Consider the following 15,728-nt stretch of genomic DNA (forward strand, 5'->3'; position numbering starts at 1 on the left):
CTACCTTACCATATCTCTCGTAATCTCCTCCAGAGAATGTGCGCCGCACATAGCCATAGCATCCTCCAACTCGGAAATCAGCTTCGCGGTGTAAACCTTCACCCCTTCTGCCGCCCCGCCATATACGGCAGTCACGAATGGACGCCCGATCAAAACCGCATCTGCGCCAAGCGCAAGAGCCTTGAATACGTCCACTCCGGAGCGGATTCCACCGTCAACGAAAATCTTCATATGGTCTCCTACTGCGTCGGCAATCTCCTCCAGCACCTCTGCCGTTGCCGGACACTGATCAAGCACCCGTCCGCCGTGGTTCGACACAACGATTGCCGAGGCATTGGCTTCCTTTGCCTTAAGAGCGCCCTTTACAGTCATGACTCCTTTCACTACAAACGGCACCCCTGCCGCATCCACAATCTCTTTTAAATCCTTCACAGACTTGCTTCCTGCCGGCGGAGTCAGATTCTTCAAAAACGGAAGCCCTGCGGCGTCGATATCCATTGCAACAGCAAAAGAACCGCACTCCTTAATCAAGGCCAGCTTCTCCTTCAATGTGTTGATATCCCAGGGCTTCACCGTCGGAATTCCGGTTCCGTCCTTTTTCCCGATAGCCTTTGTCGCAGCCTCCATAACTGCCGGATTGGTCCCGTCTCCCGTAAATGCGGCTATCCCCGCATCTGCACAGGCTGATACCAGAATATCATTGTATTCCAAATCGTCATATTTATCGCCATAATGAAGCTTCATGGCGCCTATTGGCGCGGCAAAAATCGGCGCCTTAAAAGTCCTCCCAAATAAGTTAAGGGAAGTATCCACAGGCTTATTCTCACAGATTGTATCCATATTCACGAAAATCTCCTGCCATTTATTGTAATTCCGAATCGCCACGGTTCCCGTTCCTTTTGCGCCAGGCCCCGGAATCTTACTGCCGCACGCCTTTCCATTACAAACCGGACACGCCTTGCAGATCTCTCCTACACAGGTTCTTGCATTTGCTAATACTTCTTCATATAACATCTTTCTTTTCCTCCATTTTCTTTTTTATACCCGAAGGGTATGCCTTACGGTGTGCCCTTGGTTATATTATAACTCCATCTGCCTGTCAGCCGTCGGAACGCTTCTGCCAAGGCAAATGTAATGAAATAATTTAAAACCATCACAAAGATACGGCTGGCTGTACTGCTGCCCGTCAGCCCGAAATATGCAAAATAACCGTAGATTACCGGATGGATTAAAAACATATACGCGGAATCGTTTCCCAATATTACAAGCGGCCTTAAAGACAAGCTTCTGGTGAGGATTCCCTTAGAGCTGTGCAGACTCCATAAAAGTACAGTATTGGGGATAATCCACACTACACTCCTCACTAGCCATTCCGGTATGGACACAAAGAAAATCAGCATGGCAATCACGATTCCAAAGATTATGCCCGAAATTCCGGATATTTTCCCAAATGGCAGCGATAAACCGGCCTCTGCCGATGAAAGCCTGTCATCCTTACAGGAACACGCGTCACAAAATACCCTCTGGGTAAACATTCCCACAATCATTGCAGTCATATACTCTCCCAGACGCGACAGAGGGAAGATATAAATCCAGTATTCTACATTCCAGTCCGTCCGCCCAATCAGAAAACAATAGCTAAACTGTAATATCCATATGGCAAATATAGCTTTAAGCGCTGTCTTGAACTTTTTATTCTCCAACATATGCGCTGTCTTATGAAGCAGCACAGGCGTCAAAAGACTGATGACTGCATAGGCGGACAAAAACCAGGAAACACCGTTAAATCCCCAGTAATACTTTGGATACAGGGATTTCGTCAGGGTGACACTCATCAGAAATACAAGACCCCAGAACAGAAGACCCGACGGACCGCTTTGGCGTATCTGCTCAGGGATTCCGGAAACAGGGATACACAGAAGGGTCATGATAATATGCAGCAGGTACAACTTCTTTATGTGGCGCAGCATATAAAAGATACTGCTCTTTAAGTCCTTTGGAGGATGTTTTCCATTAGACCAGGATATACCGTTCAGATAACCGCTTAACATGAAAAACATGCTGACTGACCATGCCGCATACGTGGACAAACCAGGATTATTATAATGGTAGAAAATGATTCCTGCCAATGCGATGGTTCGCAAACCCTGGAATGCTTCAATCTTCGTATTTGACGAAACCGCGGTCTCCTTCCCCATTCTTTTGACCCTTTCTTCTGCTTGTCCTGCCGCCTCTTTAATACGCCCAGGCTCACCTGTGTGCTATCCGATAGACTTAGTATAATGTAGAAGTTTTACTTTTACAAGGTTTTTAATATCTATTATTCAATGATTTTTTATAGCAAGGGTTTCCGACGTATGTTATAGTATAAATTAGGAGGGTGTATTAATTATGAAACATATTTTAGAGAACCACATTAAGAATCATGTAAAATCAAAAAAATGGCTGCAATATTTTCTGGCTTCTTTATTAATCTTTGTACTGACAATAACCGGATGCGGCGCAGTAGAAGAAAATGATAACGGGAATACAGGGGATACTGCTGTTAGCAAGACTGTGGAAAGTGAACCGGATACGCTGCCAGAAGAAGCGTCAGAACCGGATACGCCGCCAGAAGAAGCGTCAGAACCGGCGGAGGACGGAGTATACAGCAGTAAAGATGACGTAGCACAATATATCCATATCTATGGACATCTTCCGTCCAATTTTATAACAAAAAAGGACGCCGAAAAACTGGGTTGGCAAGGCGGCTCCTTAGAACCCTATGCACCGGGCAAATGCATTGGCGGCAGCCATTTCGGCAATTATGAGGGAATTTTACCGGAGAAGGAAGGCCGGACATATACGGAATGCGATATCGACACCTTGGGGGCTGACAAGCGCGGCGCGAAGCGAATCGTATTTTCCAACGACGGCCTGATCTATTATACAGAGGATCATTATGAATCCTTTGAACTTTTATATGGAGAAGACTGAACATGTGCACATGTATTTTAAACGGTAAACTGATTACGGACAGGGAAATGCTGCATGAAATCTTGGCAGAGCTTCCGGTGCTTCCGAGCTGGTATGGAAGGAATCTGGACGCTCTGCATGACTGCCTCACAGATGTGCAGGAGGAGGTATGGATTCGGATTCAAAACGAAAATGACCTCACCTTACATTTGGGGAATTATGCCGCCGCATTTCTGAATGTACTCGCCGCATCATCAGAGGAAAATAATAAGATACATTATGTGGTTGAACCGGACTAAAATCAGGATGTCCTAAAAACGTAACAAGGTATCTGGAATTGAAAAAACCGCAAAATCTGTCGATATCCCGATGGATTTTGCGGTTTTTCAACATAGATATATTGATTGTCTTAAGAATCTATTATTTGTCAAGATTATCCGGTCCAAAACCAAGCGGGAGTAATTCTTCCAATGTATACTCCACCTGCTTGTCCTCTCCGTTTGCCAAAACAATCTTGAATGTCTTTGGATTACAGAATTCCATCATTACCTGACGGCAGACGCCGCATGGAGCGCACAGCGTATTCCCGTCTGTCCCTTTCATTCCGCCTACAACGGCAATCTTGGTAAATTCCCTTTCTCCTTCATACACAGCCCTAAAGAATGCTGTTCTCTCTGCACAGTTTGTCGGTCCATATGCAGCGTTTTCAATGTTGCATCCATGATAGATTTTTCCGCTTTTTGTTACAAGTGCCGCTCCCACGCTATGATGTGAATAGGGTACATACGCGCGTTCTCTGGCTTTTTTTGCTTCTAAAATTAATTCTGCGTTCGTCATCTCATAATCCTCCCAATAAATCTAGTAACCAAAACCATTGTCAGCATTTTGTATAATTTTAATTAATCTGCTTGTTCCAAGCCTTTCTGCTCCAAGGCTTATAAATTTCTCTGCGTCGTCAAGTGTAGCGATTCCGCCTGCCGCTTTTACTTTCACGTCTTTTGCTTCAAAAACTTTTGCTGCCGTTGTACTGCAATCGTAGCTCCAATCACAGTGAATGTATTATCTTCTTCTAATTTACCATTATCTCTCATAGCGGGCCAATATGCAAGGAAAGGAACTTTTTTCTCTTGTATGATCTATTCCCGTATGAGTAAGATCTTTTCTATGGTCGGCCGTTATAATCAATAAGTCATCTTCTTTTAGAAGACTCAGCAATTCTCCCAGCTTCTCGTCAAATTTTTCCATTTCATTTACATACTCCAGCGCCATTTCTCCAACCATCAATAAAGAAATCCATCGATTCCAATACAGCACCTTATTGCTTATTATACACGGAATCTTGTAGATATTCTATGAATATGCTAAACTGAACGTAACAACAAACGGGAAGTTGTACTGGGAGAAACAAAATTATTCTGGCAATAGATAATAATAAGTAAAAAGATTTAATATTTAAGATAATTAAGATTTAAAAAACAGAAAATTTATTGCTGTCATGTTTAGTTTCTTTTAATTTTTGCTTTATTTGAATACAGAACAGACAGGAAGTATGAATAACATACATGCTTGTGCAAGGGGGATTGTAGAAGGGGAAGTTATTTTTGCATAAATCCAACACAGCGTTTAACATTTCAACGGAGCGTTTCTTGAATATGGTGTTTCTCGTGATATTATAAAATCAGAAAGAAGGTGAAAATATTGAACGCTCAAAAAACAGGCAGCCTAATTGCTGCTATCAGAAAAGAACAAAATCGAACGCAGCAGGATTTAGCGAATGAATTGGGAGTATCAAGTGCAGCTGTTTCAAAATGGGAACGAGGTATCGGATTTCCAGATGTATCTCTTATTGAACCATTAGCTGCATCCCTAGGGATTACCATAGCAGAATTATTCAAAGGCGAAAGAACAGAAAACAGCGTTGATAACGAGTATGAAAGTCTGTTGTCAGATGTTGTAAAACTATCAGCTAATGAAATAACCAAGAAGAAAAAAATAACGAATTGGATGATTGCTATTACTGTTGCTGTTCTTTATTTGATGATTTCTGTAATATCACACAAGTGGGAAATAACCTGGGTGGTCTGGATTATATACTGTTTTTATCGAATTTTTACTGAATATATCTATAAAAAATATTAGCAATCTATAGAAACGTAAGAAACGGAGGAAAAAATGGTCGATTATTCACAATTTGAGGCAAGTGTAAAATCCGGCATCCATGCAGATGTGAGCCGGATACGGCAGAAGGATGAAATAATAAAAGCCGTCGTCAAAAAGCGGAGAAGCTCCGCGATAATCTGCGTGTGCTTCCTATGTATGGCAGGGATTTCTTTGTTTAAAAGCTGGATTCCCGCCGTTATCTGTTTCCTTCTTGCATTGTTTTTCCTATGGCGGGCTGTCGGAAAATTTTCTGACGAATATTTACGGTGTAACGGTCTATTCAGACGGCAGGGTAGTTTTCACTTTCCGTAACGGAGTGGAAGTTAGTACGGCGATTTAAAGCCGGAAGCGGCCGGGGTATCGGGTTTGTGCCAGATGCCTCCGGCCGCTTTTTCTGTGCGTGGAAATAGGGTACTGCTGTGTATGGAAATTTGCGAAGAATTGAGGTATAATTTTGATGTTGATAGTGTATAGCAAATCGGATTTATATTATTTTAGAAGGAGTAATTATAATGCCCAAAAGTAAAATGCAAAGCGGTTATATGGAGCTGGAAGAAAAATGTTATATTTTTACTTATGATGGAGAATTATTACAGCTCGTGCCAAAGGAACAAAGTTCAATTAAGTCATATGATTCTTTGGCAAATAAAAATATTTATTTAGAAATTCTGGAAGGAACAACAATAGGTTTTGAAAGAATCTTCTTTTTGAATTGTTCTTTGAAAGTAAATCGTTCGGGATATATTGCAAAACCATCTGGGTTTGTGTGTTTTGATGGTAATGAACGATATTTTGATACAATGACATTTAAAGGTGGGATAATTGACTACTTTTATAGACCAAACCATATTATTGATGAAGAAAACACTTGCTATGATTATTTCAATGGAGGTGGAGGTGAAATAAAACTAAAACCGTTTGATGAGATAAGTAAAGAATGTGAAGTTGAAATTGATGGAAAAAAAGCTACGCTTTTACTTAGTGTTACCCTGCCAGGGGAACCTATTTATATGCAAATAGATTATAATTTAGGAAAACCAAGATCTATACTACGGCTATGCTTTAAAGAAAAGATAGATGTGATATATTTTAGAACAATTTATATGTGGATATATAATTTGATGGTCTTTGTAAATTTTCGGGAAAATATTAGGCTTGGAGAGATAAATTTAGGGAAAATAAATGATGAGGGAAAGATTGCTCCAGTAGCATATACACATATAAACGAATTAGATAAAGAGGATATTGTGGATATAAATCAAATCATCGGGTATTATTTTGTTTTTGCTCATATAAATGACCTTATTCAAATTGTAAATAAAAAAGATTTGAATTTGTTATTTATACCTAAAAATATAAAAAGCGGAAAATATGTAACACCTGAATCATATATGATTTGCTGTACAAGTTTTGAATCTGTTTTTAATTATGTATTTCCAAATGCAAAAACGGAATATTCTGAAAAGGCAAATGAAGTTAAGGAAGAATTTCTTCAATTTATAGAGAAAAAGGATGAAGAATATAAAGGGGCTGATTCAAAAAAACGTAAGGAATTCAAGAAATATGCTGATATGATAAAATTATTAGATTTTGGTTTAGGAGAAAAATTTGAACATTGTCAAACGAAATTTGATAAATTGACTGTTAATTATAGAAATCGTGTATTGATGAGATTTCACTTGAAACAAGAGGAAATAGATGAAATGTCAAGTAAATTTGCTAAAATGAGAAATTTGCTTATGCACAATAGTTTAGAAGAAATAGAAAACATTCATGTGTATGCATACACCTTGGCTAGAGTTTATATATACATTATGATTATGAAACAAGCGAAAATAGAGGACAATTTAATAATACAAGCAATTGATCTGATTTTATAAATATTTAGTTATAGGTGATTATTTTGTGGGTGCAAAAAATAACGATAGCCCCTCTCAAAAACAGGCTATCGTTATTTTTTACACTAAGAAATATCGAAAGTGCAACAATTCCAACTAAGAAAACGATAGCCGCCTATGTATGGGTGCATCTGCCTTTCTGAAAAGTGTTGATTTTCGGGCATTTGCAGTAAATGTAAAAACGATTGCCCCCACTCAAAAATTGTATCAATCTGGACACGCAATATGGTGTGGGAGGTCGGTTGCTCAACTAATGGGTAGCCTCCTACCCGATATTCATAACAACCGTTCTATTTCATTACATTATAGCTCATATTTCACAACATCTATATTTGCCGTTCCATCTGCAAAAAATGAGATTCCATCCGCCTCTTGCTTCGTATACATGGTAGCCGTCAGCACCTGCTCTCCGTCGCCGACAAAGACTTCCACGCTAAAACGGTCCAATATAATTCTTAATCTCAGCTCACCGTTCGGATTATTGACCAGAGCGCGCCGCTGATGGATAATGGCTCTTCTGGAACCGGAGAATTTCCGGTCTACCTTAAGGATCGACTCCCGCGGGCGGAAACTCAAGGAAGTATAGCATGTATCCTCCTGCGCAAAGCGGACGGCGAATTTCTGATACAGATCTTCCCCGTCAACCGGACGGACGGCCAGCTCCATATCCACTCTTCTGCCTTTCATACCATCCAGCTTTACGACTCCCGATACCGCAACATCCGTATACTCTACTTTACCATGCCGCATTGCATCCAGTTCCCTGACCGGTCTCTGGTACAGCCTGCCGTTTTTCAGAGACAGCTCCCTTGGAAGGCTCATCTGGCCAAACCACGGATCTTCCGGCGAACGCATGCTGCAGGAATCCCAGTTCTGCATCCAGCCGATCATGATCCGGCGTCCATCCGGCGCCAATACGGTCTGCGGAGCATAAAAATCAATCCCATAGTCAACGGACTGGTTATGCATTTCAATAAATGCGCCGTCTTCCTCGTTATAATCACCGACCATACAGAGCGTCCCATTGCCATTATGGTATTCAAATCCCTGCGGCAGCATATCCTGCGGGCTTGTCAGCAACACCCATTTCCCGTCCAGCTCAAAGAAATCCGGGCACTCCCACATCTTCCCAAACCGTCCGTGGTTGGACGCCAGCACGCTTTTAAACTTCCAGTGAAATCCATCAGCGCTGTTATACAGCAAGATCTGCCCGCTTCCGTCCGCCGGACGGTTCCCTACGACGCATGCATAGGTTCCGTCCGCCTTCTTCCACATCTTGGGATCGCGGAAGTCAAACCTGCTGCTGCCCTCAGGGATATCCTTTTCACCAATCACAGGATTCTGCTCATACTTTTCATAATCAACCCCGTCGCCTACGGCAATACATTGCGTCTGCACTTCCCTGTAGATATCGCGTTCCTCATGCTCTTTTAACACACCGGTATACATCAGCAGATGCCTTCCGTCCGGGAGCACAACCGCACTTCCGGAAAAACATCCGTCCCTGTCATACGCTTCGTCCGGCGCCAGAGCACAAGGAAGATATTCCCAATGAAGCAGGTCGTTACTCACCGCATGCCCCCAGTGCATGGGACCCCATTTCGATTCATAGGGATAATACTGGTAAAACATGTGGTACTGACCCTTATAGTAAGAAAAGCCATTGGGGTCATTCATCCAGCCTGTACGTGGAGTCAGGTGGAAATCGGGACGCTCCTCTTCTCTGATTAACTTTCCGGAAGCTTCTTCATATTTTCGCGCTTCACGTAATGTCTGACTTGTCATAAATATTTCTTCCTTTCATTCTAATTATATACCAGCATACAGCAGTCAGGATATTAACATACCCAAGGGCATTACTCTATTTATTCTCCGCTATACTTGCATTATACGAATCCAGATATCCCTGGAACAATTCCAGATATTCGCTCAACCCATACGCCTCAAGCTTATCCAGATATTTTTCCCAATCCTTATCCGTAAAGCCATTCATGATCCAATCCGCCTTCTTCGCTTTGATCTCCTTATGGATATCCGCCTGCAGATTCGAGAACCTCTCCGTATCCTCTCGGCTCATGAAAATATTCGGATATACATACTCCTTATTCATATCAGGCGTATAGTACTCCTTGATCCAGTCCAGACGGTACTGCGCATCGTCCGGACAGGTCACATACACGTCATAATATTCATCCAGAATGGCAAGCGGGCCTCCTACCGCTTCCGCCTCCCTTACCTCTACCGGGGACGCGTCGCCTAACGGCGCATGCTTTAACATATCCTCACCGTCGGCATTCTTGCCCATCTCGAAGATATCAAAATCATCGTCCTCACCATATGTTCCCCAGTTGTTCTGCGGAGACTGCAGTGGCGCATACATCTGATCCAGCCATGCGCATACCAGCGCCGGATTCTCTGCCACAGAGGTTACCACGCAGCGTCCCCGGTTGAATCCGCTGGTGAATGAGCCGTTCTCAGGCGTCAGGTTCCGCGTATCTGCCGTCAGGACCGGAAGCGGAACCCAGTCCTTCAAGTTGTCGATGTTCCCTACATCCCAGCTAAAACATACGCCGTAACGCCCGGACTTACCCTTGGATACATAGGTAGACCATTCCTGCGTAAATGCCTCCGGATCGATCAGGTCTTCCTCGTACAGCTTATGCAGCCACTCGATTCCTTCTTTATAGCCTTCCTGCGTGGCGCAGCAGATCACTTCCTGATCATCCGTCACCACAATATGTCTTCCATTATTCTTATCCTTATCAACGTCCCCGTATCCTTCACCGAAACCATTGATCAGGATTCCCATATCCTCGTTACCACTATTCACCATACAGGACATGGGAATAATGCTCCCTTCAATCCCGAATTTCTTTTGAAGCTTTGACGCATTGTCCCGAAATGCAATCAGTACATCTTCGAATTCATCCACCGTCTCCGGAATCTCAAGATCCAGAAAATCCAGCCATTTCTTATTGATAAAGCTCATGTTCCCGACGCTCTGTATTGCCGTCTTGCCGGAACCAAGCTGCTCGATCCAGGGCAAAGCCCAGATATGCCCGTTTACATCCGTACACATCGTCCGGTATTCCGGATATTTGTCAAAAGCCGCTTTCAGATTCGGCATATAGGCGTCAATATATTCCTCCACCGGGATAATCGCACCATAATCCGCATATTTCAACAGATTGCTGTCTGTAAAATCCGCCGAAAAGATAAAGTCCGTCAGCTTATTTGGATCGGACATGTTCAAGGAGATCTTATCCGGCCACTGATCGGACTGTATCGCCGTCCAGTCAATCTCCACGTTGGTCTGCTCCTGCAGACGCTTAAAAATCGTCCGGTTATTCGGCTCTGATTCCGTATTTGCCGGATAACTGATCATACCCGTCAGAGTCGTCTTTTCCTTAAGCGGAAATTCCAACTCCGCCTCATCCACCGGCCGGAATGTACCGTCATTAATCTTTACCTTACCTCCGCATCCTGCAAGGGAAACCGCCATGCACATTGTAAGCGCTAAGGCCGCGGTTCGCTTTCCATACCTGCGTCCGGACTTATATCCGAATCCATTTCCCAATCTGTCACTCAATCTATTTCTCATCGTCTGCCTCCTTCTTATTATAACCGTCTGCAACCATTCAAGCAAGCAATTCCGCTTATCCTTTTACGGCGCCGGCCATGATTCCGCTGTCAAAATATTTCTGGAAGAACGGATACATGATCAGAAGCGGTAAACTGGAAATAATAATGGTTGCGTATTTCAGAAGCTCTGCAAGCTGCGCCCGCGCCGCCGTGCTCTGCATATCTGCAATCATACCGGATTCCGGCTGGTTCTGGATCAAGATGGAACGCAGGACAAGCTGCAGAGGCTGTTTTGCAGAATCGTTTAAGTAGATCATTGCGTCAAAGTAGCTGTTCCACATGGCGACAAACTGCCACAGTACGAGAACGGCGATGACAGGCGTACACACCGGAAGCAGGATCTTGAAGAAAAACGTCAGCTCGCTTGCCCCGTCTACATCCGCCGCCTCACGAAGTTCCTGCGGGATTCCTCTGTAGTAGGTCCGCGCAATGGTCATATTCCACACGCTGAAAGCGCCTGGGAGGATCACTGCCCACATGCTGTCCACAAGCCCCAGATTACTTACGATCAAATATGTAGGAATCAAGCCGCCTCCAAAAAACATAGTGATCATGAATATAACATTGAAGAATCCTTTTCCTCTGAAATCTGCCCTTGACAGCGGGTAGGCTGCCAGAAGCGTCACTACTACAGACACAACCGTAAACACTACGGAATAAATAATCGCATTTTTAAATCCGATCCAGATCTGGCCGTTCGTCATGACACGTTCATAAGCAGTCGTCGTCCATTTGCTGAAATCAAAGGTAATTCCCTTGTTCTGCAGTGTAATGGGATCCATGAAGGATGCAACAATAATATATATCATCGGTACAATAATCGCAATCACAAACAGTCCCAGCAGCACATATCCGACCGTCAGCAACACCTTATCCTGTCTCGAATATCTTGTAAATAAACTCTTTTTCTTATTCACCTTGCATGCACCTCCTTAGATTCCCTGTCCGTCATTCATCTTCGCCACGATCTTATTTACGACGATCAGAAGGATGACGTTAATCACGGTATTAAACAGGCCTACTGCGGTTGAAAAGCTGTAATCACCGTCGATCAGACCTTTTCTGTATACATATGTAGCAATAATCTCAGACGCGGGAAGGTTCAGGTCCGTCTGCAATGCATAGGCTTTCTCAAAACCGATGCTCATGATGTTTCCTGCCTGAAGGATGAACTGGATCACAACCATATCTTTTATTGCCGGCCATTCTACCGTCCGGATCTGCTGCAGGATATTCGCGCCGTCCATAACCGCAGCCTCCCGAAGTTCCTGGCTTGCGTTGGACAGGGACGCCGTGTACATGATAGACGCCCAGCCGGCCCCCTGCCAGATACCGCTGATGATATAGATGGATCGGAACGCCTCCGGCATGGTCATGAAATTAATGTCGGTTCCAAGCAGCAGGTTCACAGGTCCTGTCACAGAAAGGAATATCCGCACGATACCACAAAGTACGATTACTGACACAAAGTTCGGAAGATAAAGCACTAACTGAATTTTTTTCTTAATACCCGCGCTCTGAATCCGGTTCAGCAAAAGCGCAAGTATAATTGGAACCGGGAACCCCCACAACAGGCTGTATACACTTAACTTCAATGTATTTACAAGATACCTCATGAAGTCGGGGGATGACAGGAATCTTGTAAAATGCTTAAATCCTACCCACTCGCTTCCCGAGACTCCCTTAAACGGATTGTAATCTTGAAAAGCAATCAGTATACCGCTCATAGGCGCATACTTAAAAATCAGCGTCAGCAATAATGCCGGCATTAGGAATATCAGATAAAGCTGCCAGTGCTGCCTGATATACACCAGCGTATTGTGAAATCCGGTATCCTTGCTTCCCTGTTTTCCATTTGAAACAGTTTTTGAATTAGTTGTCATAATTTCCTCCTTTCTCTCAAATCCCTTCATCTTCTGCACATCTTTACTCCTATTTCCCGCTTCAGTCTCCTTTCTTTGACTATTTTGTGCATTTGTAAAATATATATTTTACATTAGTTTGAGATTTGCATATTATATTTATATCATTAATTTTATATTTGGTCAATATGTTTTTGCTATTTGCATATTTTTATTTTTACATTTTAAATTAGATATACATTATGAACAATATATTTGTCTGTGTTTTATTAGAAATAAAATCTCCAAATTTTTATATTTTTACATTTGACACATAATTATTTGTGCATTATAATATAAACAACACACCACTTAACCATACAAAGTCAAGATAAACAATCATGCTAAGAAATTATGTAAAACCATATAAAAGAATCATGTAGAAGGAGGAGAATATGGGTACACGAGTTACCATTCAAGACATCGCCGATGAGCTTGGCATTTCCCGCAATACCGTCTCGAAAGCGATCAACAACACCGGCATTCTTGCCGACGCCACCAGAGACAAGGTCTTAAAAAAAGCAATGGAGATGGGGTATAAGCAGTTTTCATATGTAACGGCCGCCAACGCCGGAATCCCCATGCTTTCGATCCCGGCTCCAAAAGAGAAGACCGAGATTGCATTGTTTCTTACAGATTTTGTAGGAGGCTCTCATTTTGCACTTGTTATGCTGGATAAGTTCCAGAAAGAGCTTGCCGGACTGGGATACAGCATTACCATGCACAGAGTACTTACGGAAGAATTAGAGAACCGGAATCTTCCCACCTCTTTTTCTCCGGAACGGACTGCCGGCATCGTCTGTGTCGAGATGTTTGATTACGAATATGACAAAATGCTCTGCAGCATGGGACTGCCGATTTTATTTGTAGACACGCCGGTGACCCGTCTGGAAGAACCGTTGGAAGCAGACGTTCTGTCCATGGATAATCAATCAGGTATCTATTCATTTATAAAGGAGATGGCAGACAGAGGAAAAACAAGCATCGGATTCATCGGGGAATACATGCACTGCCAGTCCTTCTTCGAGCGGTATATGGCTTATCGTAATGCCATGTATCTGATGGGGCTTTCCTGCCCGGATGAATACAGCATCATACGGAACAAAGAAGGAATCCGACGACCATCCTCTGCAGATTACCATGGATATCTGACAGAAAGCTTTCAGAAGCTTAGCCAATTGCCGGAAGTTTTTATATGCGCCAATGATTTTATTGCTCTGGATGCGCTGCAGGTATTAAAAAAACTGGGTCATTCTGTCCCGGACGATATATACCTGTGCGGATTTGACGACTCTCCCGAATCGAGAATCGTTACACCCGCCTTTACAACCATCCATATACACAGCCAGATCATGGGATTCTCTGCCGTAAACCTGCTGATGTCCCGTATCAACGAACCGTCCTTGAATTACCGCACGGTGCATACGGAGACGACCTTGATCTATCGGGAATCCACAGAAAACTAATCTTAGGAGGAAAATTATGAGTAATTTATTTAATCTGGACGGTCCTGTTCTGCAATTTATCAATAAAATTGTTTACAGTGTATATTTGAACATTTTATGGTTTATCTGCTGTATTCCCGTTGTAACGATCGGTGCATCCACCACCGCTCTTTTCTATGTCACACTTAAAATGTCAAAAAACGAAGAAGGCAATCTCACGAAAGCATTCTTCCATTCTTTTAGGGAGAATCTGAAGCAGGCGACAATCATATGGCTAATCCTCCTGTTTCTTGGCATTGTTCTTGGCATTGACGGTTATGTACTGTATCATCTGCGGTTCGAAAACATATTTTGGACCCTTTGTACGGCAGTGTTCTTTGTAACGGGAGCTGCCTATGCCATCGTCCTAATGTATATATTCCCTCTTCTTGCCAGATTCGATAATACGGTTGGCGCCATGTTCAAAAACGCACTGTTTATCGGTCTCCGTTTTCTGTTCTGTACCGTATTGATGGCTGTTATTTATTTTGCCATGCTTCTGGTTGTAATCCGCATCTTTACTCCGGCCGTCATCTTCGGGGAGGGCCTCTGCGCATTGCTCTGCTCCCATCTGCTGTCCAATATTCTGGCGTTATGCGAAGAAAAGACGGAAGAACACAATGAAGCCGCATCCGAAGTATCATAAATTAAGAGATACCATCAAAATCTTTGAATCAGAGGGGAATCTATATGAAATCTAAAACGACTACATCTGAAAAAAAAGAATATTGGAAGAACCTTCGCAGAAAGCAGAAGGTGCAGTATGTCTGGGATTATTATAAATTCCCCATCGCCGTCGCCCTTATTTTTTTCTATATCATCGGCTATACCATCTGCGGGCATTTTGGAGAAAAAGATACTCTCCTTTATACCGGACTTATCAATATATCTGCCGGAGAAGAACTTACCGGACAACTGAGCGACGGCTTTCTGGATTATTCCAATAAGAACCCTGACAAGCATGATCTTCAGTTATATACAGGATTATATCTGACCAATAATCCTAATGACCCCAACCACGAATACGCCTCCTCCTCCCGCATCAAGCTCCTTGCCTCTATCGACGGCGAACAACTGGATGTAGTCCTTATGAACAAGGAGGTTTTCGATGCATTCTCCCAGAATGGATATCTGGTTAATCTGGAAGAACTGCTTCGGGCTTCGGCTCCCGGCGATTTTGCGGAATTAAAGCCATATCTCGTCACTAACAAAGTCATATCAGAGGATAATTCTGAGGATCTGCTGACGGATGATTCTCTGTCTTACCATGCTGTCTCAAGCGAATATCCTATGGGGCTTAATGTATCACAGAAAGGTCTTTTTAAACAGGCCGGATTTGAAGACGACGTATTTCTTGGTGTAATCGGCAATTCGCCGCGCACAGATATGGCGGTGAACTATATCAGATATCTATATTCGCAGACACGTCCGTAAATTATACATAAAACATTATAATTCTACCGCTTCCCCAACATCCCCGATGACATGGAAAAACGGGGCTGTCGCTTTAAAAAGGCCAATTAATCAGGAACAGTTTATTCATTATTCACTTTCGCCTTCACCTGATGATGGGAAGAATTGAATGGAAATGGAACCGTCAATGGACAAAATTACTGGCTAATGTGACTGATTAGAAACGTGTTAATCAGAGCTATTGGACGGCAATTCATGTAAGGATGCAGAACGCT

Annotated in this window: 14 protein-coding genes and 2 pseudogenes; 7 read left to right on the forward strand and 9 right to left on the reverse strand. The window is 43.0% G+C overall.

The genetic code is table 11. The features are described 5' to 3' along the window. Both GN277_RS18685 and GN277_RS18690 read right to left on the reverse strand, forming a co-directional pair. Complete coding sequence (locus GN277_RS18685) at positions 1-1,014, reverse strand: alpha-hydroxy-acid oxidizing protein (RefSeq protein WP_159752576.1); 1,014 nt, start codon at positions 1,012-1,014, stop codon at positions 1-3. Between the two features lie 44 nt (positions 1,015-1,058). Continuing rightward, positions 1,059-2,198, reverse strand: a complete 1,140-nt coding sequence (locus GN277_RS18690) for an acyltransferase family protein (RefSeq protein ID WP_159752578.1) — start codon at positions 2,196-2,198, stop codon at positions 1,059-1,061. A 193-nt stretch (positions 2,199-2,391) separates the two neighbouring features. Between GN277_RS18690 and GN277_RS18695 the strand changes: the two genes are divergently transcribed. Together GN277_RS18695 and GN277_RS18700 are read left to right on the forward strand one after the other, a co-directional pair. Then, entirely contained in the window at positions 2,392-2,976 is a 585-nt protein-coding gene (locus GN277_RS18695; RefSeq protein WP_159752580.1) for a ribonuclease domain-containing protein, read from the forward strand. Positions 2,977-2,978: 2 nt separating this feature from the next. Continuing rightward, the gene (locus GN277_RS18700; RefSeq protein WP_159752582.1) at positions 2,979-3,254 is read left to right on the forward strand and encodes a barstar family protein; all 276 of its coding nucleotides are present in this window, start codon (positions 2,979-2,981) and stop codon (positions 3,252-3,254) included. Positions 3,255-3,375: 121 nt separating this feature from the next. Here the strand turns inward: GN277_RS18700 and GN277_RS18705 are convergent, their stop codons facing one another. The 3 genes and pseudogenes from GN277_RS18705 to GN277_RS32195 all read right to left on the reverse strand — a co-directional run. Next, entirely contained in the window at positions 3,376-3,792 is a 417-nt protein-coding gene (locus GN277_RS18705) for a cytidine deaminase (RefSeq protein WP_159752584.1), read from the reverse strand. 21 nt (positions 3,793-3,813) lie between these two features. After that, positions 3,814-3,948, reverse strand: a pseudogene (locus GN277_RS30985) (deoxyribose-phosphate aldolase); the annotation flags it as partial. After that, a pseudogene (locus GN277_RS32195) lies at positions 3,945-4,212 on the reverse strand (hypothetical protein); the annotation flags it as partial. The pseudogenes GN277_RS30985 and GN277_RS32195, both read right to left, overlap by 4 nt. 432 nt (positions 4,213-4,644) lie before the next feature. On the opposite strand from GN277_RS32195, the gene GN277_RS18720 reads away from it, so the two are divergent. After that, positions 4,645-5,094 carry a helix-turn-helix domain-containing protein gene (locus tag GN277_RS18720; protein WP_244324785.1) on the forward strand — a complete coding sequence of 150 codons (450 nt, stop codon included), beginning with the start codon at positions 4,645-4,647 and terminating at the stop codon, positions 5,092-5,094. Between the two features lie 533 nt (positions 5,095-5,627). Then, complete coding sequence (locus GN277_RS18725; RefSeq protein ID WP_159752588.1) at positions 5,628-6,995, forward strand: hypothetical protein; 1,368 nt, start codon at positions 5,628-5,630, stop codon at positions 6,993-6,995. 321 nt (positions 6,996-7,316) lie between these two features. Here the strand turns inward: GN277_RS18725 and GN277_RS18730 are convergent, their stop codons facing one another. The 4 genes from GN277_RS18730 to GN277_RS18745 form a co-directional block, all read right to left on the reverse strand. Beyond that, positions 7,317-8,798 (reverse strand): glycoside hydrolase family 32 protein, encoded by a 1,482-nt coding sequence (locus GN277_RS18730; RefSeq protein WP_159752590.1) that lies wholly within the window; start codon positions 8,796-8,798, stop codon positions 7,317-7,319. 76 nt (positions 8,799-8,874) lie between these two features. After that, positions 8,875-10,521: an extracellular solute-binding protein gene (locus tag GN277_RS18735; RefSeq protein WP_159756929.1), complete on the reverse strand. Its 1,647-nt coding sequence runs from the start codon at positions 10,519-10,521 to the stop codon at positions 8,875-8,877. Positions 10,522-10,669: 148 nt separating this feature from the next. After that, a complete protein-coding gene (locus tag GN277_RS18740; protein ID WP_159752592.1) occupies positions 10,670-11,572 on the reverse strand; it encodes a carbohydrate ABC transporter permease in 903 nt (300 codons plus the stop codon). A 15-nt stretch (positions 11,573-11,587) separates the two neighbouring features. Next, complete coding sequence (locus GN277_RS18745; RefSeq protein WP_159756932.1) at positions 11,588-12,538, reverse strand: ABC transporter permease; 951 nt, start codon at positions 12,536-12,538, stop codon at positions 11,588-11,590. 413 nt (positions 12,539-12,951) lie between these two features. On the opposite strand from GN277_RS18745, the gene GN277_RS18750 reads away from it, so the two are divergent. From GN277_RS18750 to GN277_RS18760, 3 genes are read left to right on the forward strand one after another with little or no spacing between them, the layout of a single operon-like run. Further along, the gene (locus GN277_RS18750) at positions 12,952-14,022 is read left to right on the forward strand and encodes a LacI family DNA-binding transcriptional regulator (RefSeq protein WP_159752594.1); all 1,071 of its coding nucleotides are present in this window, start codon (positions 12,952-12,954) and stop codon (positions 14,020-14,022) included. Positions 14,023-14,038: 16 nt separating this feature from the next. Further along, the gene (locus tag GN277_RS18755) at positions 14,039-14,686 is read left to right on the forward strand and encodes a YesL family protein (RefSeq protein WP_159752596.1); all 648 of its coding nucleotides are present in this window, start codon (positions 14,039-14,041) and stop codon (positions 14,684-14,686) included. 44 nt (positions 14,687-14,730) lie between these two features. Then, entirely contained in the window at positions 14,731-15,474 is a 744-nt protein-coding gene (locus tag GN277_RS18760; RefSeq protein ID WP_159752598.1) for a hypothetical protein, read from the forward strand. Positions 15,475-15,728: the final 254 nt, after the last annotated feature.

This window comes from Sporofaciens musculi (assembly GCF_009830285.1).
Classification (GTDB): domain Bacteria; phylum Bacillota; class Clostridia; order Lachnospirales; family Lachnospiraceae; genus Sporofaciens; species Sporofaciens musculi.

Bases quoted from the DNA above. Each gene is read 5' to 3' on its own strand.
- GN277_RS18685 (WP_159752576.1), bottom strand. From the start codon at position 1,014: ATGTTATATGAAGAAGTATTAGCAAATGCAAGAACCTGTGTAGGAGAG.
- GN277_RS18690 (WP_159752578.1), bottom strand. From the start codon at position 2,198: ATGGGGAAGGAGACCGCGGTTTCGTCAAATACGAAGATTGAAGCATTC.
- GN277_RS18695 (WP_159752580.1), top strand. From the start codon at position 2,392: ATGAAACATATTTTAGAGAACCACATTAAGAATCATGTAAAATCAAAA.
- GN277_RS18700 (WP_159752582.1), top strand. From the start codon at position 2,979: ATGTGCACATGTATTTTAAACGGTAAACTGATTACGGACAGGGAAATG.
- GN277_RS18705 (WP_159752584.1), bottom strand. From the start codon at position 3,792: ATGACGAACGCAGAATTAATTTTAGAAGCAAAAAAAGCCAGAGAACGC.
- GN277_RS18725 (WP_159752588.1), top strand. From the start codon at position 5,628: ATGCCCAAAAGTAAAATGCAAAGCGGTTATATGGAGCTGGAAGAAAAA.
- GN277_RS18730 (WP_159752590.1), bottom strand. From the start codon at position 8,798: ATGACAAGTCAGACATTACGTGAAGCGCGAAAATATGAAGAAGCTTCC.
- GN277_RS18735 (WP_159756929.1), bottom strand. From the start codon at position 10,521: ATGTGCATGGCGGTTTCCCTTGCAGGATGCGGAGGTAAGGTAAAGATT.
- GN277_RS18745 (WP_159756932.1), bottom strand. From the start codon at position 12,538: ATGACAACTAATTCAAAAACTGTTTCAAATGGAAAACAGGGAAGCAAG.
- GN277_RS18750 (WP_159752594.1), top strand. From the start codon at position 12,952: ATGGGTACACGAGTTACCATTCAAGACATCGCCGATGAGCTTGGCATT.
- GN277_RS18755 (WP_159752596.1), top strand. From the start codon at position 14,039: ATGAGTAATTTATTTAATCTGGACGGTCCTGTTCTGCAATTTATCAAT.
- GN277_RS18760 (WP_159752598.1), top strand. From the start codon at position 14,731: ATGAAATCTAAAACGACTACATCTGAAAAAAAAGAATATTGGAAGAAC.